At 63.2% G+C, this 18,835-nt stretch carries 17 protein-coding genes; 10 read left to right on the forward strand and 7 right to left on the reverse strand.

Annotated elements, in window-relative coordinates; all coding sequences use genetic code 11:
• Window positions 1–687 carry a dTMP kinase gene (tmk, locus tag LAD35_RS11480; protein ID WP_224149209.1) on the reverse strand — a complete coding sequence of 229 codons (687 nt, stop codon included), beginning with the start codon at window positions 685–687 and terminating at the stop codon, window positions 1–3.
• Between the two features lie 100 nt (window positions 688–787).
• Window positions 788–1,807 (reverse strand): endolytic transglycosylase MltG, encoded by a 1,020-nt coding sequence (mltG, locus tag LAD35_RS11485; protein ID WP_224149210.1) that lies wholly within the window; start codon window positions 1,805–1,807, stop codon window positions 788–790.
• A gap of 9 nt (window positions 1,808–1,816) precedes the next feature.
• On the opposite strand from mltG, the gene ygfZ reads away from it, so the two are divergent.
• Window positions 1,817–2,737 carry a CAF17-like 4Fe-4S cluster assembly/insertion protein YgfZ gene (gene ygfZ, locus LAD35_RS11490; RefSeq protein ID WP_224149211.1) on the forward strand — a complete coding sequence of 307 codons (921 nt, stop codon included), beginning with the start codon at window positions 1,817–1,819 and terminating at the stop codon, window positions 2,735–2,737.
• Between the two features lie 350 nt (window positions 2,738–3,087).
• On the opposite strand, the gene LAD35_RS11495 is transcribed toward ygfZ, so the two are convergent.
• From LAD35_RS11495 to LAD35_RS11505, 3 genes are all read right to left on the reverse strand, one after another.
• Window positions 3,088–3,996: a YbgC/FadM family acyl-CoA thioesterase gene (locus LAD35_RS11495; protein WP_224149212.1), complete on the reverse strand. Its 909-nt coding sequence runs from the start codon at window positions 3,994–3,996 to the stop codon at window positions 3,088–3,090.
• 66 nt (window positions 3,997–4,062) lie between these two features.
• Window positions 4,063–5,013: an alpha/beta hydrolase gene (locus LAD35_RS11500; protein ID WP_449720091.1), complete on the reverse strand. Its 951-nt coding sequence runs from the start codon at window positions 5,011–5,013 to the stop codon at window positions 4,063–4,065.
• Window positions 5,014–5,242: 229 nt separating this feature from the next.
• Window positions 5,243–6,130 (reverse strand): 2-keto-4-pentenoate hydratase, encoded by an 888-nt coding sequence (locus LAD35_RS11505; protein WP_224149214.1) that lies wholly within the window; start codon window positions 6,128–6,130, stop codon window positions 5,243–5,245.
• 193 nt (window positions 6,131–6,323) lie between these two features.
• Here LAD35_RS11505 and LAD35_RS11510 point away from each other — a divergent pair, with 193 nt between their 5' ends.
• Together LAD35_RS11510 and LAD35_RS11515 are read left to right on the forward strand one after the other, a co-directional pair.
• Window positions 6,324–6,773, forward strand: a complete 450-nt coding sequence (locus LAD35_RS11510; protein ID WP_224149215.1) for a putative signal transducing protein — start codon at window positions 6,324–6,326, stop codon at window positions 6,771–6,773.
• 221 nt (window positions 6,774–6,994) lie between these two features.
• Entirely contained in the window at window positions 6,995–8,848 is a 1,854-nt protein-coding gene (locus LAD35_RS11515; RefSeq protein WP_224149216.1) for an AMP-dependent synthetase/ligase, read from the forward strand.
• 199 nt (window positions 8,849–9,047) lie between these two features.
• Here the strand turns inward: LAD35_RS11515 and LAD35_RS11520 are convergent, their stop codons facing one another.
• Together LAD35_RS11520 and LAD35_RS11525 are read right to left on the reverse strand one after the other, a co-directional pair.
• Window positions 9,048–10,121 (reverse strand): TRAP transporter substrate-binding protein, encoded by a 1,074-nt coding sequence (locus LAD35_RS11520; RefSeq protein WP_224149217.1) that lies wholly within the window; start codon window positions 10,119–10,121, stop codon window positions 9,048–9,050.
• 343 nt (window positions 10,122–10,464) lie between these two features.
• A complete protein-coding gene (locus tag LAD35_RS11525; protein ID WP_224149218.1) occupies window positions 10,465–11,640 on the reverse strand; it encodes a saccharopine dehydrogenase family protein in 1,176 nt (391 codons plus the stop codon).
• 297 nt (window positions 11,641–11,937) lie between these two features.
• On the opposite strand from LAD35_RS11525, the gene LAD35_RS11530 reads away from it, so the two are divergent.
• From LAD35_RS11530 to LAD35_RS11560, 7 genes are all read left to right on the forward strand, one after another.
• Window positions 11,938–12,315: a hypothetical protein gene (locus LAD35_RS11530; protein WP_224149219.1), complete on the forward strand. Its 378-nt coding sequence runs from the start codon at window positions 11,938–11,940 to the stop codon at window positions 12,313–12,315.
• A 313-nt stretch (window positions 12,316–12,628) separates the two neighbouring features.
• Window positions 12,629–13,543, forward strand: a complete 915-nt coding sequence (locus LAD35_RS11535; RefSeq protein WP_224149220.1) for a dihydrodipicolinate synthase family protein — start codon at window positions 12,629–12,631, stop codon at window positions 13,541–13,543.
• Between the two features lie 14 nt (window positions 13,544–13,557).
• Complete coding sequence (locus LAD35_RS11540) at window positions 13,558–14,193, forward strand: TRAP transporter small permease (RefSeq protein ID WP_224149221.1); 636 nt, start codon at window positions 13,558–13,560, stop codon at window positions 14,191–14,193.
• 17 nt (window positions 14,194–14,210) lie between these two features.
• Complete coding sequence (locus tag LAD35_RS11545) at window positions 14,211–15,476, forward strand: TRAP transporter large permease (RefSeq protein ID WP_184711566.1); 1,266 nt, start codon at window positions 14,211–14,213, stop codon at window positions 15,474–15,476.
• Window positions 15,477–15,502: 26 nt separating this feature from the next.
• Window positions 15,503–16,489, forward strand: coding sequence for a TRAP transporter substrate-binding protein (locus LAD35_RS11550; protein WP_224149222.1), 987 nt, complete (start codon window positions 15,503–15,505; stop codon window positions 16,487–16,489).
• A gap of 52 nt (window positions 16,490–16,541) precedes the next feature.
• On the forward strand, window positions 16,542–17,795 hold the full coding sequence (locus LAD35_RS11555) for an NAD(P)/FAD-dependent oxidoreductase (protein ID WP_224149223.1): 1,254 nt from the start codon (window positions 16,542–16,544) through the stop codon (window positions 17,793–17,795).
• 46 nt (window positions 17,796–17,841) lie between these two features.
• Window positions 17,842–18,777 carry a 4-hydroxyproline epimerase gene (locus LAD35_RS11560; protein WP_224149224.1) on the forward strand — a complete coding sequence of 312 codons (936 nt, stop codon included), beginning with the start codon at window positions 17,842–17,844 and terminating at the stop codon, window positions 18,775–18,777.
• Window positions 18,778–18,835 lie beyond the last annotated feature (58 nt).

An 18,835-nucleotide genomic window follows, 5' to 3' on the forward strand; every position in this document is an offset into this window, starting at 1 on the left:
TCAGGCCTCCACCGCCAGCCAGCCGCGCTGGGCAACGGCGGCGCGCACGGCCTGCCATACGTCGGGGCGTGGCTGGTTGGAATCAATGCGCGCAAAGCGCCCGGGCTGGGCAGCGGCGCGCGCGCCATAGCCTGCGGCCACCTGCGCAAAAAAGGCCTGGGGCTGCGATTCGAACCGATCAGGCACGCGTGCATGGGCCAGGCGCTCGGCCGCCACCTCGGTGGGCAAGTCAAACCACACCGTCAAATCCGGCTGGCGAATGAAATCAGCCCCCAGCGCTTTATTGGCTTGCACCATGCGCTCCAAAGTTAATAGCACCTGCAGATCGAAACCCCGCCCGCTGCCCTGGTAGGCAAAGGTCGCGTCGGTGAAGCGGTCGCACAGCACCACATCGCCACGCGCCAGGGCGGGCTCGATCACCTGCTGCAGGTGGTCCCTCCGACCGGCAAATACCAGAAGCGACTCGGTGAGCGCATCCATGGGCTCGTGCAGAAACAGGGTGCGCAGCTTTTCCGCGAGCGGCGTGCCGCCCGGCTCGCGCGTCGTCACCACCGTGCGCCCTGCGGCCACAAACGCATCATGCAGCCCCTGGATGTGCGAGGACTTGCCGGCACCATCAATGCCTTCAAAGGTGATGAACAGGCCACCGGGGGCCGACGCGGGAGGGGCGGAATGGGAGGGTGTCATGCTGCGGGGAATTGTACGCAGCTTGCGGGCCGGATTGGGCAGCAGGTTCGGCAACGGATTGCTCACCGGATCGGACTGCCACTGCTGTGACCCACCCCGCTCACTTGCCCCGCTGGAAGGTATTGACCGCGCGGTTGTGCTCGTCCAGGCTCTCGCTGAAATGGCTGCTGCCGTCGCCCCGGGCCACAAAGTACAGCGCCTTGGTCTTTTCAGGCTGCACGGCGGCGATCAGCGAGGCCTTGCCCGGCATCGCAATGGGCGTGGGCGGCAGGCCGGTGCGCGTGTAGGTGTTCCATGGCGTATCAGCCTGCAGGTCGCGCTTGCGCAGGTTGCCGTCGAACTTGTCGCCCAGGCCGTAGATCACTGTCGGGTCGGTCTGCAGCAGCATACCGATGCGCAGGCGGTTGGCAAACACCCCCGCCACCAGCCCCCGGTCGGCTGCCTTGCCGGTTTCCTTCTCGACGATGCTCGCCAGAATCAACAGCTCGTCCGCCGACTTGAGCGGGCTGTCCTCCTGCTTGAGCGACCAGGCGGCTTCCAGCCGCTTGTCCATGGCCTGCATGGCGCGGCGCAGCAAGGCGATATCGCTGCTGCCCTTGGAGAAGGCGTAGGTGTCCGGAAAAAAGCGCCCCTCGGCCGCCACACCCGGCTTGCCCAGCGCCTCCATGATCTGCTCGGGCGTCATCACCGCGCTGTCGTGCTTGAGGTTCTCTTCCTTGGCAAGTGCGGCCCGCACCTGCCGGAAGTTCCAGCCCTCGACAATCGTCAGCACGCGCTGGCTGTCTTCGCCACGCACCAGGCGCGCGAGCAGACTCTGCGGCGTGGTGCCCACGGGGATTTCGTAATTGCCCGCACGGATCTTTCGGTCCTGCCCAGAGAGGCGGAACCACCAGTACAGCAGATCGGCATTGACGCCGATGCCCGCCGCCTGCACGGCCTGCGCCACGGCGCGCGGGGGTGTGCCCGGCTCAATCTCCAGCTCCACAGGCTTGTCGCCCACAACGATGGGCTGGTGCAGCCACCAAGCGCCCGCACCCGCCACGGCCAGCGCCGCCACCACGATCAACACCAATAAACGCTTCACAACCCTACCACCTCTGTGCAATGGATCGCGCATCATAATTCACCCATGACACAAGCATTACAAGGACATCTCGCCCTTCAGCACCTGGGTGTGATCCGCGCTGAAGGCGATGACGCCGCCATTTTTCTGCAAGGGCAGCTGACCAACGATGTGCAGCTGCTTCCCGTAGGCCAGGCCCGTCTTGCGGCTTTTCTCTCTGCCAAGGGCCGCATGCAGGCCAGTTTTATTGTCATCAAACGTAGCGCTGGTGAGTTCTGGCTCATCACCAGCCGCGATGTGCTGGCCGCAACGCTCAAGCGCCTGTCCATGTTCGTGCTGCGCGCCAAGGTCAAGATGAGCGATGCCACCGATGCCGTGAAGCTGATCGGCCTGGCCGGTGACGCCGTGCCTGCCGAGGCCCGCGAACTGGCACCCTGGCAGACGGCGCAACTGGGCGATGCATCTATTGTGCGCCTCTTTGCCGCCAGCGGCGAAAGCCGTGCGCTGCTGGCAGCCCCCACAGACAGCGCCCTGCCCGATGCGGTGGCGCACAGCCCGCTGCTGGATGCAGCAGCCTGGCAACTCTCACTGGTGCAGGCTGGGGTGCCGCTCATCACCCAGCCCGTGGTCGATGCCTTTGTGCCCCAGATGGTGAACTTTGAATCGGTAGAAGGTGTGAGCTTCAAGAAAGGCTGCTATCCGGGCCAGGAAGTCGTGGCACGCAGCCAGTTCCGCGGCACGCTCAAGCGGCGCATGTACCGCGTGGCGTCACCCGCGCAGCCCACCGTGGGCCAGGAAGTATTTGTCGCCAGCGACGCCGAGCAACCCGTGGGTACCGTAGTGCAGACTGCCGCCACGGCCAGCGGGTTTGAGGCATTGGTGTCGATGCAGATTGCCGCAGCCACCGATGCCCTGCACCTGGGCAGCAGCACCGGCCCTGCGCTGCAGGTGCTGGCACTGCCTTATGCGCTGAAGGACGATATCTGAGCAAACCCTCTTGCCTTGCGCCTTCTGGCAGGGGCATCTGGCCAAAAATTCATCAAAAATACGACAGATAACCGCCGCTTTCCGCCAATTTTTTGCCAAGTACCTGTTACGCAAGGAATTTTGGCACTATTGCCGTAGTTTTTGCTAAAATTGGCGGACTTTGCAAGCAGGAGCTGCCATGTTGGCTCCACTTGCAAAACGCTACAACTACTCAAGCGCATCTTGACCATCACTCCTCGCCGGGACTGGGAAACCAGGCCCGGCTTTTTATTTGGCAAGATGGCAATGCACCAGACGCTATCAAAAACAAAGTGCAGGCGCTCACCCAGCGCACGCCCGCAAGGTTTTTTCTACAAATCCCGGGTCATCGAGACATGGGGAATGCCCGCTTCCTCGTACCGATCCCCCACCACGGTAAACCCGGCGCGGCGGTAAAAGTTCTCTGCCGTGCACTGGGCATGCAGCTCCACCTGGCGCTTGCCCTGGCGGCGCGCAGCGTCCACCAACGCATCCAGCACCTGGCGGCCCAGCTGGGTGCCACGCAAGGGGCGGGCCACGGCCATGCGGCCGATGCGCATCACATCCGCACGGCTTTCCTGGTTGGCGCTGGGCAGCATACGGCCCGTGGCCACGCACATGCCCAGACCGTTGATGGCGACGGCATGCAGTGAGGTCACATCAAATTCGTCAGCCTCAATTTCCTCGGGGATGCCCTGCTCGCGCACAAACACCTGCATGCGCAGGCGCATCGCCTCCTGACCCAGAACGTTCCAGCTGCCGGTCCTGACCTCCACCACCTCCTCGCCCGCCTCGTAGCGCTGCACCATCTGGCGATAGGCATCGGGCAGCGGCACAGGCCGCTGCGCGCCATCGGCAAACACATAGACCATGGTGGCCGAAACCAGCAGCCGGTCGGCACAGAAAATGCCCGCCTCGAACTGCACCGAGGTATTGCCAAGCCGGGTGACGCGGATGCCGATATCGATCACATCGTCCAGCCGGGCCGAGGCGTGGTACTCGATCTGCGTGGCCTTCAGAAACAGCTCGCCGCCCAGGCGCTGCGTGCCCTCTTCATATGGCACCGCCAACTGGCGCCAGTATTCGGACATGCCGATATCGACATAGTTCAGGTAATGGGCGTTGAAAACCACCTTCTGCAGATCCACTTCGGACCAGCGCACACGCTGGCGGTTACGGCAGCGGAAGTCGCTGAGGGATTGGGCGGGTTGGGGAAACAAAATGACGGGTGCTGCTGACATGGTGTATCTGAAAAACGGGGAGGAATGCAGCAATCCTTTCGCAGGATTGCCATCGATGGGCTGCAATCAATCAAACGCGGCCCTCAATGCCTGGGCCATGTTCGCGTGGCAGGCTCTGGCCTCCTTCAGCGCCCGGCCCATCTTCACAAATTCGTGCGCCACGCCAGCATACATCTCCAGCTCGACCGCCACGCCAGCCGCTCGCAGCTTGTCAGCGTACAGCACGCCTTCATCCACCAGCGAATCACACTGCGCCAGATGCAGGCTGGCGGGCGCCACACCGCGTACGTCAGGTGCCAGCAGCGGGGCAAAGCGCCAGTCATCGCGGTCGGCTGGGGTGCGGGTGTAGTTGGCGAACATCCAGCTGATCATGGGCTCGGTCAGAATGGGGCCTTGCGCATACCGGGCGTGCGAAGGCGTATCCTGGTGCGCGGTGCAACCCGGGTAGATGAGCAACTGCAGCGCCAGTGCAATGCCGGCATCGCGCGCCAGAATGGCGTTGACCGCCGCCAGGGTGCCGCCCGCGCTGTCGCCGCCCACGGCCATGCGCCGGGTATCGGCCCCCAGTTGCATGCCCTCCTGTGCCAGCCATTGCAGCGCATCCCAGGCATCGTTGCTGGCCGTGGGAAACTTGTGCTCCGGCGCGAGCCGGTAATCCACCGAGATCACCATGCAGCCTGCCTGGCGCGCGAGTTCGCGGCACAGAGTGTCGTGCGTGGCCACGCTGCCGATGGTGAAACCACCGCCGTGGGTGAACAGCAGCACCGGCTGCAGCGGGTCCCAGGTCGCGGCATAGAGGCGTGCAGGGATCGGATAGCCATCCCGCGCGGGAATGTGGAGGTCTTCGACACGGTCCAGCGCGGGCTTGGGAATCTCCAGCACGCCCGAGCCCACCTCATAGCCCTGGCGCGCCTGCTCCACCTGCAGCTCCCACATCGGCGTGTGCTGGGCACGGGCCATGCGCTCCACCACGCTGCGCATGGTAGGCGTCAACTCGGCAAGCACCCCGGCAGGCATGGGCAGTTCTACGGCGGCATGGGCGGCAGATCGGGCGGAGGATTCAGGCATAAACGCGGCTTGGCGCAATATGGTAATGCGCTACAAGCTATTAAAACAAGAGCAAAATGACCGTGCGCATGGTGCCAAACGCTCCACCGCCCAGCCATGCGGACTGCGGCGATTATCGGCCATCCGACCGGCCAATCGCCGTCACCTATGCTCCCATACCCATCAGCCCATGGCAGGCTTATTCAAAGGTGACTTCCACGGGTTGTGCGCCCGGCAAGCCTTTGTAGTCGATAGTGATGGTCTGACCCGCCGCCGGAGGCAGCAAGGCCGAAAAGGACCCCAGGCTCACCCAGTCGCCCACCTTCAGCACATGGCCTTCCTTCTGCAGCGCCTGCGTCAGCCAAATGACGGCATTGAGCGGCTGCGCCATCAGATCACCGCCACGGCCACCGCCCAAGCGGGCGCCGGTCTGGTCGCGGATGGTGATTTCCATGCCCTGCAATGCCGCCAGAAAGGCATAGCGCTCGTCACGGAATGCTGGAATCCGTATCGAATCGCCAATCACGCCCAGGCGCGAGCCCACGTTGATCGCCTCCACCGATGCGCCATTCAAGGTCTTGGGGTCTTCCACCATCAGATCGGGCAGCTCGATATAGGGCACCACGCGGTCAATGCTGTTCAGTACCTGCAGTGGCGTCGTGGCGCGGTTGATGGCGGTGCTGGAGACACGCACCAGCATATCGGCCTCGAACAGGGGCCGCGCGCCAAAGCTGGCAGGCACCACCGTGCGGTTGGCCAGCAGCGCGCCCTTGTAGAGGCGGCCCCACACGGGCTGGTCGGTGTTGAAACGCTTTTGCACGGCAGCGCTGGTCAGGCCTGCCTTGTAGCCCACCGGTTTGCGGCCCGCCGCTTCAAATGCAGCCATGAGCTTGTTGCGCGTGCATTTGCCATCTTCGGCGCTCATCTCGGGCGGGTTGGCGGCAGGCGTCCTGGCTTCATAAGCCTGAACCCACTGGGCAATCTGCGCGTCGTCCAGACAGACCGCCTGGGCCCAGGGGGCCGCTGCCAGAGCCAGCGCGGCCACAGCAAGGCGGGAGGGACGAAAAAACGAGGGCTGTTGCTGCATCCAAAATCTCCAGGGCGTTCCAGACAATGCCTCCAACATACCATCGGCATCGCAAGGCCCGACTCAGGGAAACCACGGCACGCGCCCACAATCCAGGGCCTCGCTCAGAGTTCTTGATGTATATCAAGCAACAACCCGCCCGAAGCACGCCTGGCGCTATAGTTGTTGATAAGAACATTTTCAGGAGGCATCCATGCGCAGCGTGTACGAACCCTCTGGTGCCATCCAGGCCCATGTGCTGCAGGATGTGCTGCGCCAGCACGGTATTGCCAGCCATGTACAGGGCGAACATCTGCAAGGGGCGATCGGCGAATTGCCCGCCGGCAATCTGGTACGGCTGCTGGTGGCGGACGGCGATTTCGCAGCGGCCCGCCGCGCCGTGGAGGAATGGGAGCGCGCCATCCCGATGGACGAGGAAGATCTGGCGCGGCTGGACCGCAGCGCGATGGCAACTGCGGCCACCACACCCTCCCCCGCGCCAGTTGTCGGCACTGCGCAGGCCCTGCCGGTGCTGGCATCCCGCGACCGAAGCGACCAAGGCAGCCAAAACGGCCAAGGCGGCCATAGCAGCTCCATCAGTGGCCTGCCGCTGGCAATGGCCATCGGGATTGCAATCGCGCTTCTGGCGTGGGTTTTTCTATGACTTTTGAGGCTTTTTGCCAAAAAAGTATCGATTGAAGATACCTCGCTGGCCTCTTTCGTACACCCTGCCACGAAAAAGCGCACCGGCCGCAACGCGCATCCACAATCGCGCCCATCGCACACCGGTGGGCCGCAAGAGCGTGTTTACGATCGTTCACTGCCCCCGCTGGCCAAAACAAGTGCCAATCGATGCGATGATTGCCATGAGGAGAATGGAAGAACATGACGACGAGCCAAGGCCAGATGCCCGATCTGCGCACCATTGACACCCTGCCCGCGCTTTTTCAGTACCGCTGCAACACCACCCCGGCCCGCGAGGCCTACCGATGGTTCGATGCACCCAGCAACCAATGGCAGTCCTTCAGCTGGAGCGACATGCAACAGGCCGTTGCCACATGGTCAAGCGCCATCGGCAACCTGCAGCTCGAACGCGGCGCCCGCATCGCCACCCTGCTCACCCACAGCGTGCACGCCATCTGCATTGACCAGGCGGGCCTCGCCCAGGGCTGCGTGACCGTGCCGCTGCATGCCAACGACAACGCCGGCAATATCGCCTTCATCCTGGCCGACGCAGGCGCTTCGCTGCTGCTCGTCAACCGGCTCGAAGCCTGGCAGAAGATCGCCGCCACCGGCACGCCGCTGCCAGCCCTGCGCTGTGTGGTGGTGGACGACCCCAACCAGCCCGCTATCGAAACAGGAGCTTCTGGCGCAAGTGAGGCAGGCGCCGTCCGCATTGTTCGCCTGCAGGAATGGCTGCAGGCACCGGCAGTTTCCGCTGTAGCAGCCGCCTCTCAGCCCCAGGCCGAAGATTTGGCTGCCATCGTGTACACCAGCGGCACCACTGGCAAACCCAAGGGCGTGATGCTGAGCCACCGCAATGTGATGAGTGACGTGAAGGCCGTTCTTGGCCGCGTGGTGCCCACACAGGACGATGTGTTCCTGTCCTTCCTGCCCGTCTCCCACACCTTTGAGCGCACCTGTGGCTATTACCTGCCCATGGCCGTGGCCAGCACCGTGGTGTATGCGCGCTCGGTGGCGCAACTGGCCGAGGACATGCTGGCCGTGCGGCCCACCATCCTCGTGTCGGTGCCGCGCATCTATGAGCGCATCTACGCCAAGGTCCAGGAAAAGCTGGCCGGCTCTGCCTTCAAGCACGCGCTGTTTGCTGCGGCCTGCTCCAAAGGCTGGGCACGCCACTGCGAGGCCCATGGCCTTGCCAACAAGGATGCACCTCAGGGTGGCCTGGCGCGCCTTTTGCCCTGGAACTTTCTGCAAAAGCGTGTGGCGCAGTCCATTCTGGACCTGTTTGGCGGGCGCCTGCGCATCGCCGTCACTGGTGGCGCAGCCATTCCGCCCGTCGTGTCGCACAGTTTCCTGGGCCTGGGGCTGCAATTGGTGCAGGGCTTCGGGATGACCGAAACCTCTCCGGTGCTGACCGCCAACTCGCTGGAGCACAACGACCCCTCCACCGTGGGCAAGCCGCTCGCAGGCATGGAAGTGCGCATCGGCGAGAACAAGGAGCTGCAGGCGCGCGGCCCCAATGTGATGGTGGGCTACTGGAACCGCCCCGAAGACACGCAAAAGGCGTTTACCGATGATGGCTGGCTGAAAACCGGCGACCAGGCCGAGATCATCGATGGAGAAGTGCGCATTGTCGGCCGCATCAAGGAAATCATCGTGACCGCCACCGGCGAGAAGGTGCCGCCCAGCGACATCGAGCAGGCACTGTGCGCCGATCCGCTGTTTGAGCAGACCATGGTGGTGGGCGAGCACCAGCCCTTCATTGCCTGCGTGGCCGTGGTCAACCGAGAAGAATGGAAGCTGCTGGCCGCAAGCCATGGCCTCGACCCGGACAACAGCGTGAGCCTGCAGGCCCCTGCCGTGTGCAAGGCAGTGCTCCAGCGCATCGAAAACCTGTGCCACGGCTTTGCCAAATATGCAGTACCTCGTGCCGTGTACCTGGTGGTCGAGCCCTGGACCGTGGACAACGGCCTGATGACCCCGACGCTGAAGCTGCGCCGCCCGCAGCTGATGCAGAAGTACGCGACCGAGATCGCGGCGATGTACGCCAAGTAAGTCGGCTGCGTTACCCGCCTTCTATCGGTCACCAGACAAGAACATCAGGAACAGAGGACAACAGAAGGCAACAGAGGACGATTGCTATAAAATAAAGAGCATCCTGCGCTTACCTGATAAGCGCAAGAAGCTCTTTTTATATGAAAATCGCCGTATCTTCACCCGCAGGCGCGGCAAAGCGCGGCCCGCCTGGCGAGGATCAGCTCTTGCTGGTGGGGAAGTAATAGGTGATCAGCGCGCTCGCGCCCTCCACCCCTGCCTTGCTCGACCATTCGCGGGCAAACTTCTCGCCCATCAGGTCGAGCGTGCGACGCAGCTCGTAGCTGGGCTGGCTGATCTTGGTGCCGTGCTCCACCAGCACGCGCTGGGCGGCATCGTCCGCATCGCGCGCCAGTTGCCAGCCACGCGCCTCGGCCTGCTTGGAGGCAGTCTCCAGGGCCTTTTTCGCGTCCTCGGGCAGCTTGGCCCAGTGCTTTTCGCTCATCAGGATCAGGTTCTTGGGAATCCAGGCGCGCATGTCCACAAAAATACCCATGGCGTTCCACGACTGGCTGTCCACGCCGGTCGTGCTCGATGTCACCATCACATCGACCTGTCCGCCCTGGATTGCCTTGGCCAGGTTGTTGGCTGCCGTATCGACCGGCGTGGCACCCGCGACCTGGGCGATGAACTTGGTAGCATCGTTGTTGACGCGGAACTTCTGGCCCTTCACGTCTTCAAGCTTGTTGACCGGCGCACGGGCAAACAGCCCCTGGCCGGGCCACGGCGCGGTGTAGAGCACGCGGATACCCTGTTTTTGCAGCAAGGCCTCGATTGGCTGACGCGTGGCCTCCCACAGGCGCTTGGCATCGTCAAAGCTGCGTACGATAAAAGGCAAGGAATCAATGCCCAGCAGCGGGTACTGCTGCGCAAAGTTGGACATGAAGATCTCGCCAATGGCCAGATCGCCCTTGCTGAGCGCGGGCATCACCTCGGTCATCGGCATCAGCTTGGCATTGGTGACCACATTGATCTGCAACGCCCCCTTGCTGGCCTCACCGGCCTGCTTGGCAAACTGCTGCAGGTTCTGGGTATGGAACAAGGTGTCGGTATAGGCACCCGCACATTGCAAGGTGGTGGTTGCGGCCTGCGCACCGGCGGGCAGCCAGCTGGCAACGCCTGCACCAGCGGCGGCGCCCAGCGTGGCCAGCAGTTGACGCCGTGTTGGACGGGCAAGCGGTGCCAGTGCCTGTGTCGCCACCGATGCATGAGCCTGTTTGTTGTGATCCACCATAAAACCTTTCCCTCGATGAAGTTCCGCAGGTCGCCAAAGCGCCGCGCACCCTGCCAATGCGAAAACTGCGTTCTGCCAGCCAAGCTTGAATCATAGTCTTACACGACTGACAATTGGTCATAAAGCGCACGGAATCTACCGTGGACATTCCAACTAGGCAATGCGCGTTTGTCTTAGGCGCAACATTTCTTGATATATGTCACGACTGAGACGGATGCGCCTATGGCACTGGCCCTGGCCCTCCTCACCGCAGCCACCATGCCCGAATAGCGCTTGCGGCCCAAAAGAAAAACTGCCCGCACTTGCCATGCAAGCGCGGGCAGCTCCCTGGGAGAGAATGGTGTTATGCCGCCAGTGCCGCGTTCAGATCCTGCGCACGGTAGTACTGGCCAAAGCGGTTGGCGATGAAATCCGAAAACCGGATGGATTCCTGGCCGATGAAGCCCTTTTGCGGCAGCACCTTGCCCGCCACCAGATCAAGCGCACAGCAGATGCCTGCGGCCGTGGTCAGCTGGATGGCGGTGAGCGCGTGGCCGGCCACCGTGGTGCCCACGATGCGGGCGGAATAGGATTCCTGCATCAGGCGCCCACCCTTGCTGCCCGTGGCGCTGGCAAAAATCACGATCACATCCTGGCGCGTGGCAGGGATGGCGCTGTCAAAGATCTTGTTGAGCAGCTCGCGCTGGTCGCGCAGCTTCAGCTCGTTGAGCAACAGTTTCAGAATGGCGCAGTGGCCCGGGTAGCGGATCGACTTGTAATCCACATTGCGGGCCTTGCCGGCCCAGGTTTCGGTCAGGGTGCCCAGGCCGCCGCTGGTGTTGAAGGCCTCGTACTCGATGCCGTCGAGCGCAAAGGTCTCCAGGCCTTCGAGCGCATGCACGGTCAGCGGCTCGCCGTCCACCAGGGCCTCACAGGGGTTGATGTATTCGTTGATCAGGCCCTCGGTGCTCCAGGTCAGGTTGTAGCGCAAGGTGCCCTGCGGGTAGCGTGGCAATGCGCCCACGCGCATCTTCAGGTCATGCAGTTCGTCAAAGTGCTGGGCCACGTCGTTGCCCACGATGCCGATGAAGCCCGGCGCCAGGCCGCATTGCGGCATCAGCACGCTGCCAGCCTTGGCCGCCAGCTTGCGGATTGCGTGGGTGGACTGCACGTCTTCGGTCAGATCGAAATAGTGCACGCCCAGCTTGGCTGCCAGCGTGGCCACCTCGATTGCCATGTGGAAGGGCAAGGCATTGAGCACGGCAAACTGCCCCTGCATCGCCACGGCCAGGTCGTCTCCCTTGCCGATGTGCACCGTCTCCACGCCCAGCGCCGCGACAGCCTTGAGCTGGGCCTTGGACTGATCCGCCATGCGCAGCTGGTAGCCGCCAGCGGCCTGCAGCAGCACCGCCATGGCAAAACCGATTTTTCCCGCGCCCAGAATGGTGACTTTCTTCACTTCAGCACTCCCTGCCGCACCCGGCGAAATGGCAGTGGATGAGTTGGCTTTTCCCAGTTTTTTCTTGGCTTTGTCGCCCATGATTTTTCTCCTTGAATCCGCAATCTGGATGGAGAAATGTTACAAGCAACTCATGTCAATATGAACATGTTAAAACGTCATATTATTTGTTTTATATAGTCAATTTGGCTTTTATTTTAGTCATTTATACCAAAACAAGCACAAACCCTTGAGTCGAGAAATACCAGAATGCGAACATGGAGCAGCCCTGGTGAGCACCCGCAACTTGCGCTGCAGGCACAATGGCAATCCCTGCAACGCCCAAGCACACATCCATAACAAGCCGGGCATCCCTTTTTCAGCGTTTTTCTCACTGCCATGGCCGGTTCTGCATCCAACTCCATCCTGCGTTTTCTGCTTGCCCGCGATATCCGCAAAGGCAAGTCGCGTGAAGACCTGCTGGCCAAGCTGGAGGCCGCGGGCTTCAGCGGCGAGCACGCCGTGCAGTTCATCGCCCAGGCAGAGCGCAAGGTGCTGGCCCGCAACCGGCGCTGTGCGGTGATCTCCGCCATCGTGGTGCTCGTTCTGCTGGCCCGCCTGGTCTGGGGCCCCTACGCAGACCATCCCGACATGCAAATGCTGCTGGGCGTATTGGCGGCCATTTTTTCAGGTGCAGGCTTTTATTTCTGGTTTGTAGCGCGCTGGCAGGCCCCTCCTGCAAAGGTTCCTGCAAAAGTACCAGGTTCGGGGCGTTGACGGCCACGGTGCCAGGCAGCCCGTGACCGGCTGCTTCACCACCTTCCCTCCAAAGGCCCCGCAGGGGCGAATACGGGTGCGGGCGTAACCCTCCCCGTAGCGTTTCCGCGTACGGCATTCCCGCTGCATGGGTTGGCAAGCCCGGTTTGTACAGGCACTCTCGCCGTGCGCCCCACCCCATTACACCCAATTGCGCCAGCCGCCTAGCGTGCTTTTCCTGTGCTCGAAAATACCTAAAGGATATTTTAAATATCTCATTAATATATTTAACAACTTCAACCGGGCGATCCGCATCTACATCAGGAGCACACGCATGAGCAATCCACGCTGGCAAGGCATTTTCCCTGCCGTCACCACCAAGTTCCACGCTGACGAAAGCATCGATGCCGAAGGCACGGCTCGCCATATCGATTTCCAGATCCGCAATGGCATCCATGGCGTCGTGACCTGCGGATCGCTGGGCGAGGCCAGCACCCTGTCGCTGGAAGAGAAGCTGGAAGTGGCGAAGATTGCCCTCGACGCATCGGGCGGCCGCGTGCCGGTGCTGGCCAATGTGTCGGAAACCAGCACCCGCGAAGCGCTGCGCTACATCGACGGCGCCAACAAGCTGGGCGTGGCAGGCTTCATGGTCATGCCATCGGTGATCTATGTGGCCGACTCCCGTGAGGCGATGGCCAATGTGCGCGCCATGGCCAATGCGGCCCAAAAACCCATCATGGTCTACAACAACCCGGTCGCCTACCGCGTGGACCTGAAACCCGAGCACTTTGTCGAGCTGGCAGACAACCCGCACATTGCCGCCATCAAGGAAAGCACCGGCGATATCCGCCGCATCACCGACCTGCGCAACACCGTGGGCGACCGCTACCAGCTGTTCTGCGGTGTGGATGACCTCGCCTACGAAGCCCTGGCGCTGGGCGCTGACGGCCTGCTCGCCGGCGTGGGCTGCACCTTTCCGCGCGAGACGGTGGCGCTCTACGACCTAATGAAGGCCAAGAAGTTTGACGAAGCCCTCAAGCTCTATCAGTGGATGACGCCGATGCTGCACCTGGATGTCTCGAACAAGCTGGTGCAAAACCTCAAGCTGATCGACGTGCTGGCGGGCACGGGCAGCGAGCACATGCGCCTGCCGCGCATGCCCGTGGTGGGCGAAGAGCGCGAGTTCATCACCCGCATCGTGAACAAGGCCCTGGCCACCCGTCCGGCCCAGTACCGCTCGGTCGACTAAAACGGCAGCCCGCCATGCCTTCACAAGAACATACAGGCAACGAAGCACTGGCGGGCCCGCTGTGGGCCCGTGGCCTGCAGCGGGCCTCTGCCGCCATTCTGGGCCTGGAGCGCTGGGCGCTGTCCGGGCTCATGGGGCTGATTGCGGCGCTGATTCTGCTGAACGTCGCCACCCGCTACAGCGGCATGCCGATCTACTGGGTGGACGAGGCGGCGGTGTATCTGGTGGTATGGCTGTGTTTCATTGGTGCATCGGCCATGACCCGACTGCGGCTGGACTTTGCCGTCACCTTGCTGACCGATGCCGTGGGCGAGCGCGCTGCGCGCTGGCTCAAGATGGCGGCCACGCTGTGCGTACTGCTCTTTGGCCTGGCCATGATCGCCATGTGCTGGGTCTGGCTGGACCCGGTGGGCATCGCCAGTTTCGGCTTTGATGCCAAGGCCTATGCCGCCGAAAGCTTCAACTTTCTCTACACCGAGCGCACGCAGACCCTGAACTGGCCCACCTGGCTGGTGCAGATCGTGGTGCCGCTGTTTGCCGTGAGCTTTACGGTGCATGCCGCAGCCAACCTGGCCGAAGACATGGGCGTGGTGCCGCGCGCCACCATCCAGGGGTTCGACCTGGGCAATGCAGAAGAGACCGTCAACTAATCGCCCGGCCGCACACCATGATCACCAGCATCTTCTTTCTTGCCATCATGCTTTTGGGTGTGCCCATTGGCGTGTGCCTGTGCCTGGCGGGCATTGTCTATATCGTCGACACCGACGCCACCGTCCTCTTCCAGTCCTTTCCCACACAGATGTTCGGCGGCGTGGACAGCTACGGCCTCATCGCCATTCCCCTGTTCATCCTGATCGGCGAGATCATGAGCAGCGGGGGCATCACCCGGCGCCTGGTCAGCCTGGCGATGGGCTTTGTCGGGTCGGTGCGCGGGGGGCTGGCCTACGTCAACATTCTGGCCAACATGATGCTGGCATCCATCATCGGCTCGGCGACCGCGCAGGTCGCCATCATGAGCAAGATCATGGTTCCCGAGATGGAGCGCCAGGGCTACGACAAGACCTTTGCCGCAGGCGTCACCGTCTATGGCGGCATGCTGGGCCCGATCATTCCGCCTTCGGTGATGTTTGTGGTGTACAGCGTGCTCGCCCAGGTGGCCGTGGGCGACATGCTGATGGCAGGCATCCTGCCCGGCATTTTGCTGACGCTGCTGTTCTTCCTGGTGATCGCCTGCATGGGCTTCATCTACAACTACCCGCGCAGCGAGCGTAAAACCCTGCGCGAGCGTGCCCGCACCATCGTGCAGGCCTCTCCCACCCTGCTCATCCCCATCGTCATCGTCGGCTCCATTCTGGCCGGCGTTGCCAACCCGACCGAATCAGCGGCCGTTGGCGCACTGGTGTCGGCCCTGGTGGGCAAGTTCGTGACGCGGGAATTCCGCTTTGCCATGCTGCCGCAGATTCTGCTGCGCTCTGCCGTGTATTCGGCCATTGTGCTGTTTCTGGTGGCGGCGGCAGCCGTGTTTTCGTGGCTGCTCATCTACGGCAAAGTGCCGCAGGCAGCGGCTGCGTGGATTCAGACCGTCGCCAAGGATCCGGTGAGCTTTTTGCTGCTCACCAATGTGATTCTGCTGGTCATCGGCACGGTGATCGACGGTATTCCCGGACTCATCATGACCGTGCCCATCCTGCTGCCCATTGCCACCGAGATCTACCACATTGATCCGCGTCACTTCGGCGTGGTGGTGGTGGTGAACCTGGTGCTCGGCCTGATGTCGCCGCCCGTGGGCCTGTCCTTCTTCGTGGCCGCCGCCGTCACCGGCGCCAAGCCGGGCAAGATGTTTCTGGTCACTTTGCCGTTCTTTCTGATCTGCTGCATCGCACTGGTGCTGCTGTCGCTGTTTCCGCAGCTCTCCCTGGCCTTGATCAAGTAACCGCAACTCCTCGAAAGGTGTTTTCCATGACCCATTCACGCCGCCGTTTTCTGCAATGCAGCGCTGCACTGGCAGCCCCCGCCTTCATCGGCCAGGCCCGCGCCCAGGCCAAGGAGTTCCGGCTGGGCCTGATCACGCCGGGCGGCCACTCCTGGAACCGTGCTGCACTCGCTTTTGGGGAGCTATTGAAGAAGGAGACCAACGGCCGCCTCTCGGCTGTCGTCTTCCATTCCGGCCAGTTGGGCAACGAAGCGGCCATGATGCAGCAGATGCAGACCGGCGCGCTGGACATGGGCTGGATACAGGCCGCCGAGCTGGGCTCGCGCGTCTCCACCATCGCCGCCATCAATGCGCCCTACCTGGTGCGCTCCACCACCGATGTCGCCAAGCTCGTGCGCCACGACGCCGCCCTCAAGCTGCTGGAGGTGCTGCCCAAGGAGACCGGCACCATTGGCCTGGGCTGGGGCATTACCGGCATGCGGGTGGTGTTTGCCACCAAGGACATCACGGGCGTCAAAGATATCAAAGGCATGAAGCTGCGCATCAACCCGACGCCCGCCTACCGCGATTTCTACCAACAACTGGGCGCAGCGCCCACCCCCATTCCAACGCCCCAGGTGTTTGATGCCATGGCCAACGGCCAGGTCGACGGGCTGGAAGCCGACATTGAACTGTCGTGGAACCAGCGCTACGACAAGGTCGCCAAAGGCATGCTGCAGATGAACGCGCTGTTCATGCCGTTTGCGCCACTGGTGTCCGGCCGCATCTGGGCCAAGCTCGACAACAAGGACAAGGAGCTGATCCGCGAGCTGGTGCGCCAGTCCCTCGATGCGCAGATCAAGGACATCGTCACCACCGAGCTGGGGCTGATCGACAAGTTCAAGGCCACCAATTTCCCGATGCGCAGCGAGCCTTCGCTGGACGTCGCCGCCCTCGCCCGCGATTACGACAAGATCTGGCTGCCCAAGGCACCCGCCATTGCCGAGCTGCGCAAGGTGGGAGCCTCGCTGTGAAGCAGCCCGCCATGGCCGCCGCACCCGCCCTTTCTGATTGACAATGCCCTCCATGCAAGCAAGCACCTCCTGCGATGTCATCGTGATCGGGGCCGGCATCATCGGCGCCATGTCGGCTTGGTACCTGCAGCGCGAGGGCCGCTCGGTCACGCTGCTGGAGCAGCAGCAGATCGCGCATGGCGCCAGCCAGGGCAACGCCGGCATTCTTGCCTTTCCCGAAGTCAGCCCCATGGCCGCGCCCGGCGTCTTTCGCAAGGTTCCGGGCTGGCTGCTCGATCCGCTCGGGCCGCTCAGCATCCGCCCCGCCTATCTGGCGCAGATCACGCCCTGGCTGTGGCGCTTCTGGCGGGCCAGCAGGCCGCAGGCCTATGCACAGTCGCTCGCTGCGCAAACACAGCTGATGCATCTGGCTCAGACGGAGATGCAGCAGGTGATGTGCGAGCGCGCGCTGCAGTCGCATTTCCGGCAGGTGGGAACGCTTGATGTGTACGACACCGAAGCGAGCCTGCAGGCCGCGCAGAAGGACTGGGACAACCGCGCACAGGCGGGGGCCCGTTTTCACCGCGTGGGCCGTGCCGACATCGACCGCCTGCAACCCGGCCTGGCACCGCAGTTTCAGCACGGCATGTTCACCCCCGAGGGCACACAGGTCGGCAACCCCAGGCAACTGACGGAAGCGATTGCGCAACTGGCTCTGCAAGCCGGGGCAGTGCTGACCACGGGCGCGGCGCGGGCGCTGTCCACCACGCCCGCAGGCGCCCAGGTGCATCTGGCCGATGGCCGTGTACTGCAGGCGCGCACGGTGGTGGTGGCCTGCGGCGCCTGGAGCAAACCGCTCGCAGCCAGCCTGGGCGATATGGTACCGCTGGATACCGAGCGCGGCTACATCACCACCTTGCCGCTGCAAGGCTTTGCACTGCAGCGGCAGCTCTACTTCAACGACCACGCCTTTGTCGTGACGCCGCTGGCCGATGGCATTCGCGTAGGCGGCGCCGTGGAACTGGGTGGTCTGGCACTGCCGCCCAACTTCGAGCGCTCCCGCGCCATGCTGGCCAAGGCCCAGCGCTTTCTGCCGCAGCTCGATACCCAGGGCGGCACACAGTGGATGGGCTTTCGCCCATCGATGCCCGACAGCCTGCCCGTCATCGGCACCGCGCGCGCCACCCCCAACGTCGTCTACGCCTTTGGCCATGGACACCTGGGTCTCACGCAATCGGCGGGTACGGCCCGCCTGGTGGCCGATCTGGCCTGCCAGCGCACGCCGCCGCTCGCCCTGGCATCCTTCAGCGCGGCGCGTTTCGCCTGAGCATTTTTTCGCCCCTCTTTTTCAGCCACCCTCGGAGCTTTCTGCCATGCACAAAATCCATATCATCGACAGCCATACCGGTGGCGAGCCTACCCGCCTGGTGATCGATGGCTTTCCTGACCTGGGAACGGGCAGCATGGCCGAGCGCCGCGCCCTGCTGTCCGAGCGCCACGACGATTGGCGTGCCGCCACCGTGCTGGAGCCGCGCGGCAGCGACGTGGTGGTGGGGGCCCTGCTGTGCGCGCCGGTCAACCCGGCGCATGCAGCGGGCGTGATCTTCTTCAACAACAGCGGCTACCTGGGCATGTGCGGCCACGGCACCATCGGCCTCGTAGCGTCGCTCGCCTACCTGGGCCGCATTGGCCCCGGCGAGCACACTATCGAGACCCCCGTCGGCAATATTTCCGCACACCTGCACGAAGACGGCAGCGTGAGCGTGCACAACGTACCGTCCCGGCGCTACCGCCACCACCTGACGGTGCAGGTGCCCGGCATCGGAGCCGTCACCGGCGACATTGCCTGGGGTGGCAACTGGTTCTTTCTCATCAACGACCACGGCCTGCGCGTGCAAAGCGACAACCTGGACGCCCTGACCGACTACACCTGGGCCGTGCGCCAGGCGCTGGAGGCGCAAGGCATACGCGGCGATGATGGCGGCGAGATCGACCACATCGAGCTGTTTGCACCAGACGACAGCGCCGACAGCCGCAGCTTTGTGCTCTGCCCCGGCAAGGCCTATGACCGCTCGCCCTGCGGCACCGGCACCAGCGCCAAGCTGGCCTGCCTGGCGGCAGACGGCAAGCTCGCACCGGGTGCCGTGTGGCGCCAGGCGAGCGTGATCGGCAGCGTGTTCGAGGCCAGCTACCAGCCAGGCGCCGAAGGCCAGGTGCTGCCCACCATCCGGGGGCGCGCCCACCTCAGCGCAGACGCACACTTGTTGATAGAGGATGGTGATCCGTTTGCCTGGGGAATTAGGCTGTAGACTTTGCTGCGCGGCATCCGATTCGTTGTTTGACGCTGATGGCCTCACCGTCTGGCAG

This window comes from Comamonas odontotermitis, from assembly GCF_020080045.1.
GTDB lineage: Bacteria > Pseudomonadota > Gammaproteobacteria > Burkholderiales > Burkholderiaceae_C > Comamonas > Comamonas odontotermitis.

Excerpts from the sequence above, each read along its gene's own strand:
- tmk (WP_224149209.1), bottom strand. The coding sequence starts at position 687 with ATGACACCCTCCCATTCCGCCCCTCCCGCGTCGGCCCCCGGTGGCCTG.
- mltG (WP_224149210.1), bottom strand. The coding sequence starts at position 1,807 with ATGATGCGCGATCCATTGCACAGAGGTGGTAGGGTTGTGAAGCGTTTA.
- ygfZ (WP_224149211.1), top strand. The coding sequence starts at position 1,817 with ATGACACAAGCATTACAAGGACATCTCGCCCTTCAGCACCTGGGTGTG.
- LAD35_RS11495 (WP_224149212.1), bottom strand. The coding sequence starts at position 3,996 with ATGTCAGCAGCACCCGTCATTTTGTTTCCCCAACCCGCCCAATCCCTC.
- LAD35_RS11500 (WP_449720091.1), bottom strand. The coding sequence starts at position 5,013 with ATGCCTGCCGGGGTGCTTGCCGAGTTGACGCCTACCATGCGCAGCGTG.
- LAD35_RS11505 (WP_224149214.1), bottom strand. The coding sequence starts at position 6,130 with ATGCAGCAACAGCCCTCGTTTTTTCGTCCCTCCCGCCTTGCTGTGGCC.
- LAD35_RS11510 (WP_224149215.1), top strand. The coding sequence starts at position 6,324 with ATGCGCAGCGTGTACGAACCCTCTGGTGCCATCCAGGCCCATGTGCTG.
- LAD35_RS11515 (WP_224149216.1), top strand. The coding sequence starts at position 6,995 with ATGACGACGAGCCAAGGCCAGATGCCCGATCTGCGCACCATTGACACC.
- LAD35_RS11520 (WP_224149217.1), bottom strand. The coding sequence starts at position 10,121 with ATGGTGGATCACAACAAACAGGCTCATGCATCGGTGGCGACACAGGCA.
- LAD35_RS11525 (WP_224149218.1), bottom strand. The coding sequence starts at position 11,640 with ATGGGCGACAAAGCCAAGAAAAAACTGGGAAAAGCCAACTCATCCACT.
- LAD35_RS11530 (WP_224149219.1), top strand. The coding sequence starts at position 11,938 with ATGGCCGGTTCTGCATCCAACTCCATCCTGCGTTTTCTGCTTGCCCGC.
- LAD35_RS11535 (WP_224149220.1), top strand. The coding sequence starts at position 12,629 with ATGAGCAATCCACGCTGGCAAGGCATTTTCCCTGCCGTCACCACCAAG.
- LAD35_RS11540 (WP_224149221.1), top strand. The coding sequence starts at position 13,558 with ATGCCTTCACAAGAACATACAGGCAACGAAGCACTGGCGGGCCCGCTG.
- LAD35_RS11545 (WP_184711566.1), top strand. The coding sequence starts at position 14,211 with ATGATCACCAGCATCTTCTTTCTTGCCATCATGCTTTTGGGTGTGCCC.
- LAD35_RS11550 (WP_224149222.1), top strand. The coding sequence starts at position 15,503 with ATGACCCATTCACGCCGCCGTTTTCTGCAATGCAGCGCTGCACTGGCA.
- LAD35_RS11555 (WP_224149223.1), top strand. The coding sequence starts at position 16,542 with ATGCAAGCAAGCACCTCCTGCGATGTCATCGTGATCGGGGCCGGCATC.
- LAD35_RS11560 (WP_224149224.1), top strand. The coding sequence starts at position 17,842 with ATGCACAAAATCCATATCATCGACAGCCATACCGGTGGCGAGCCTACC.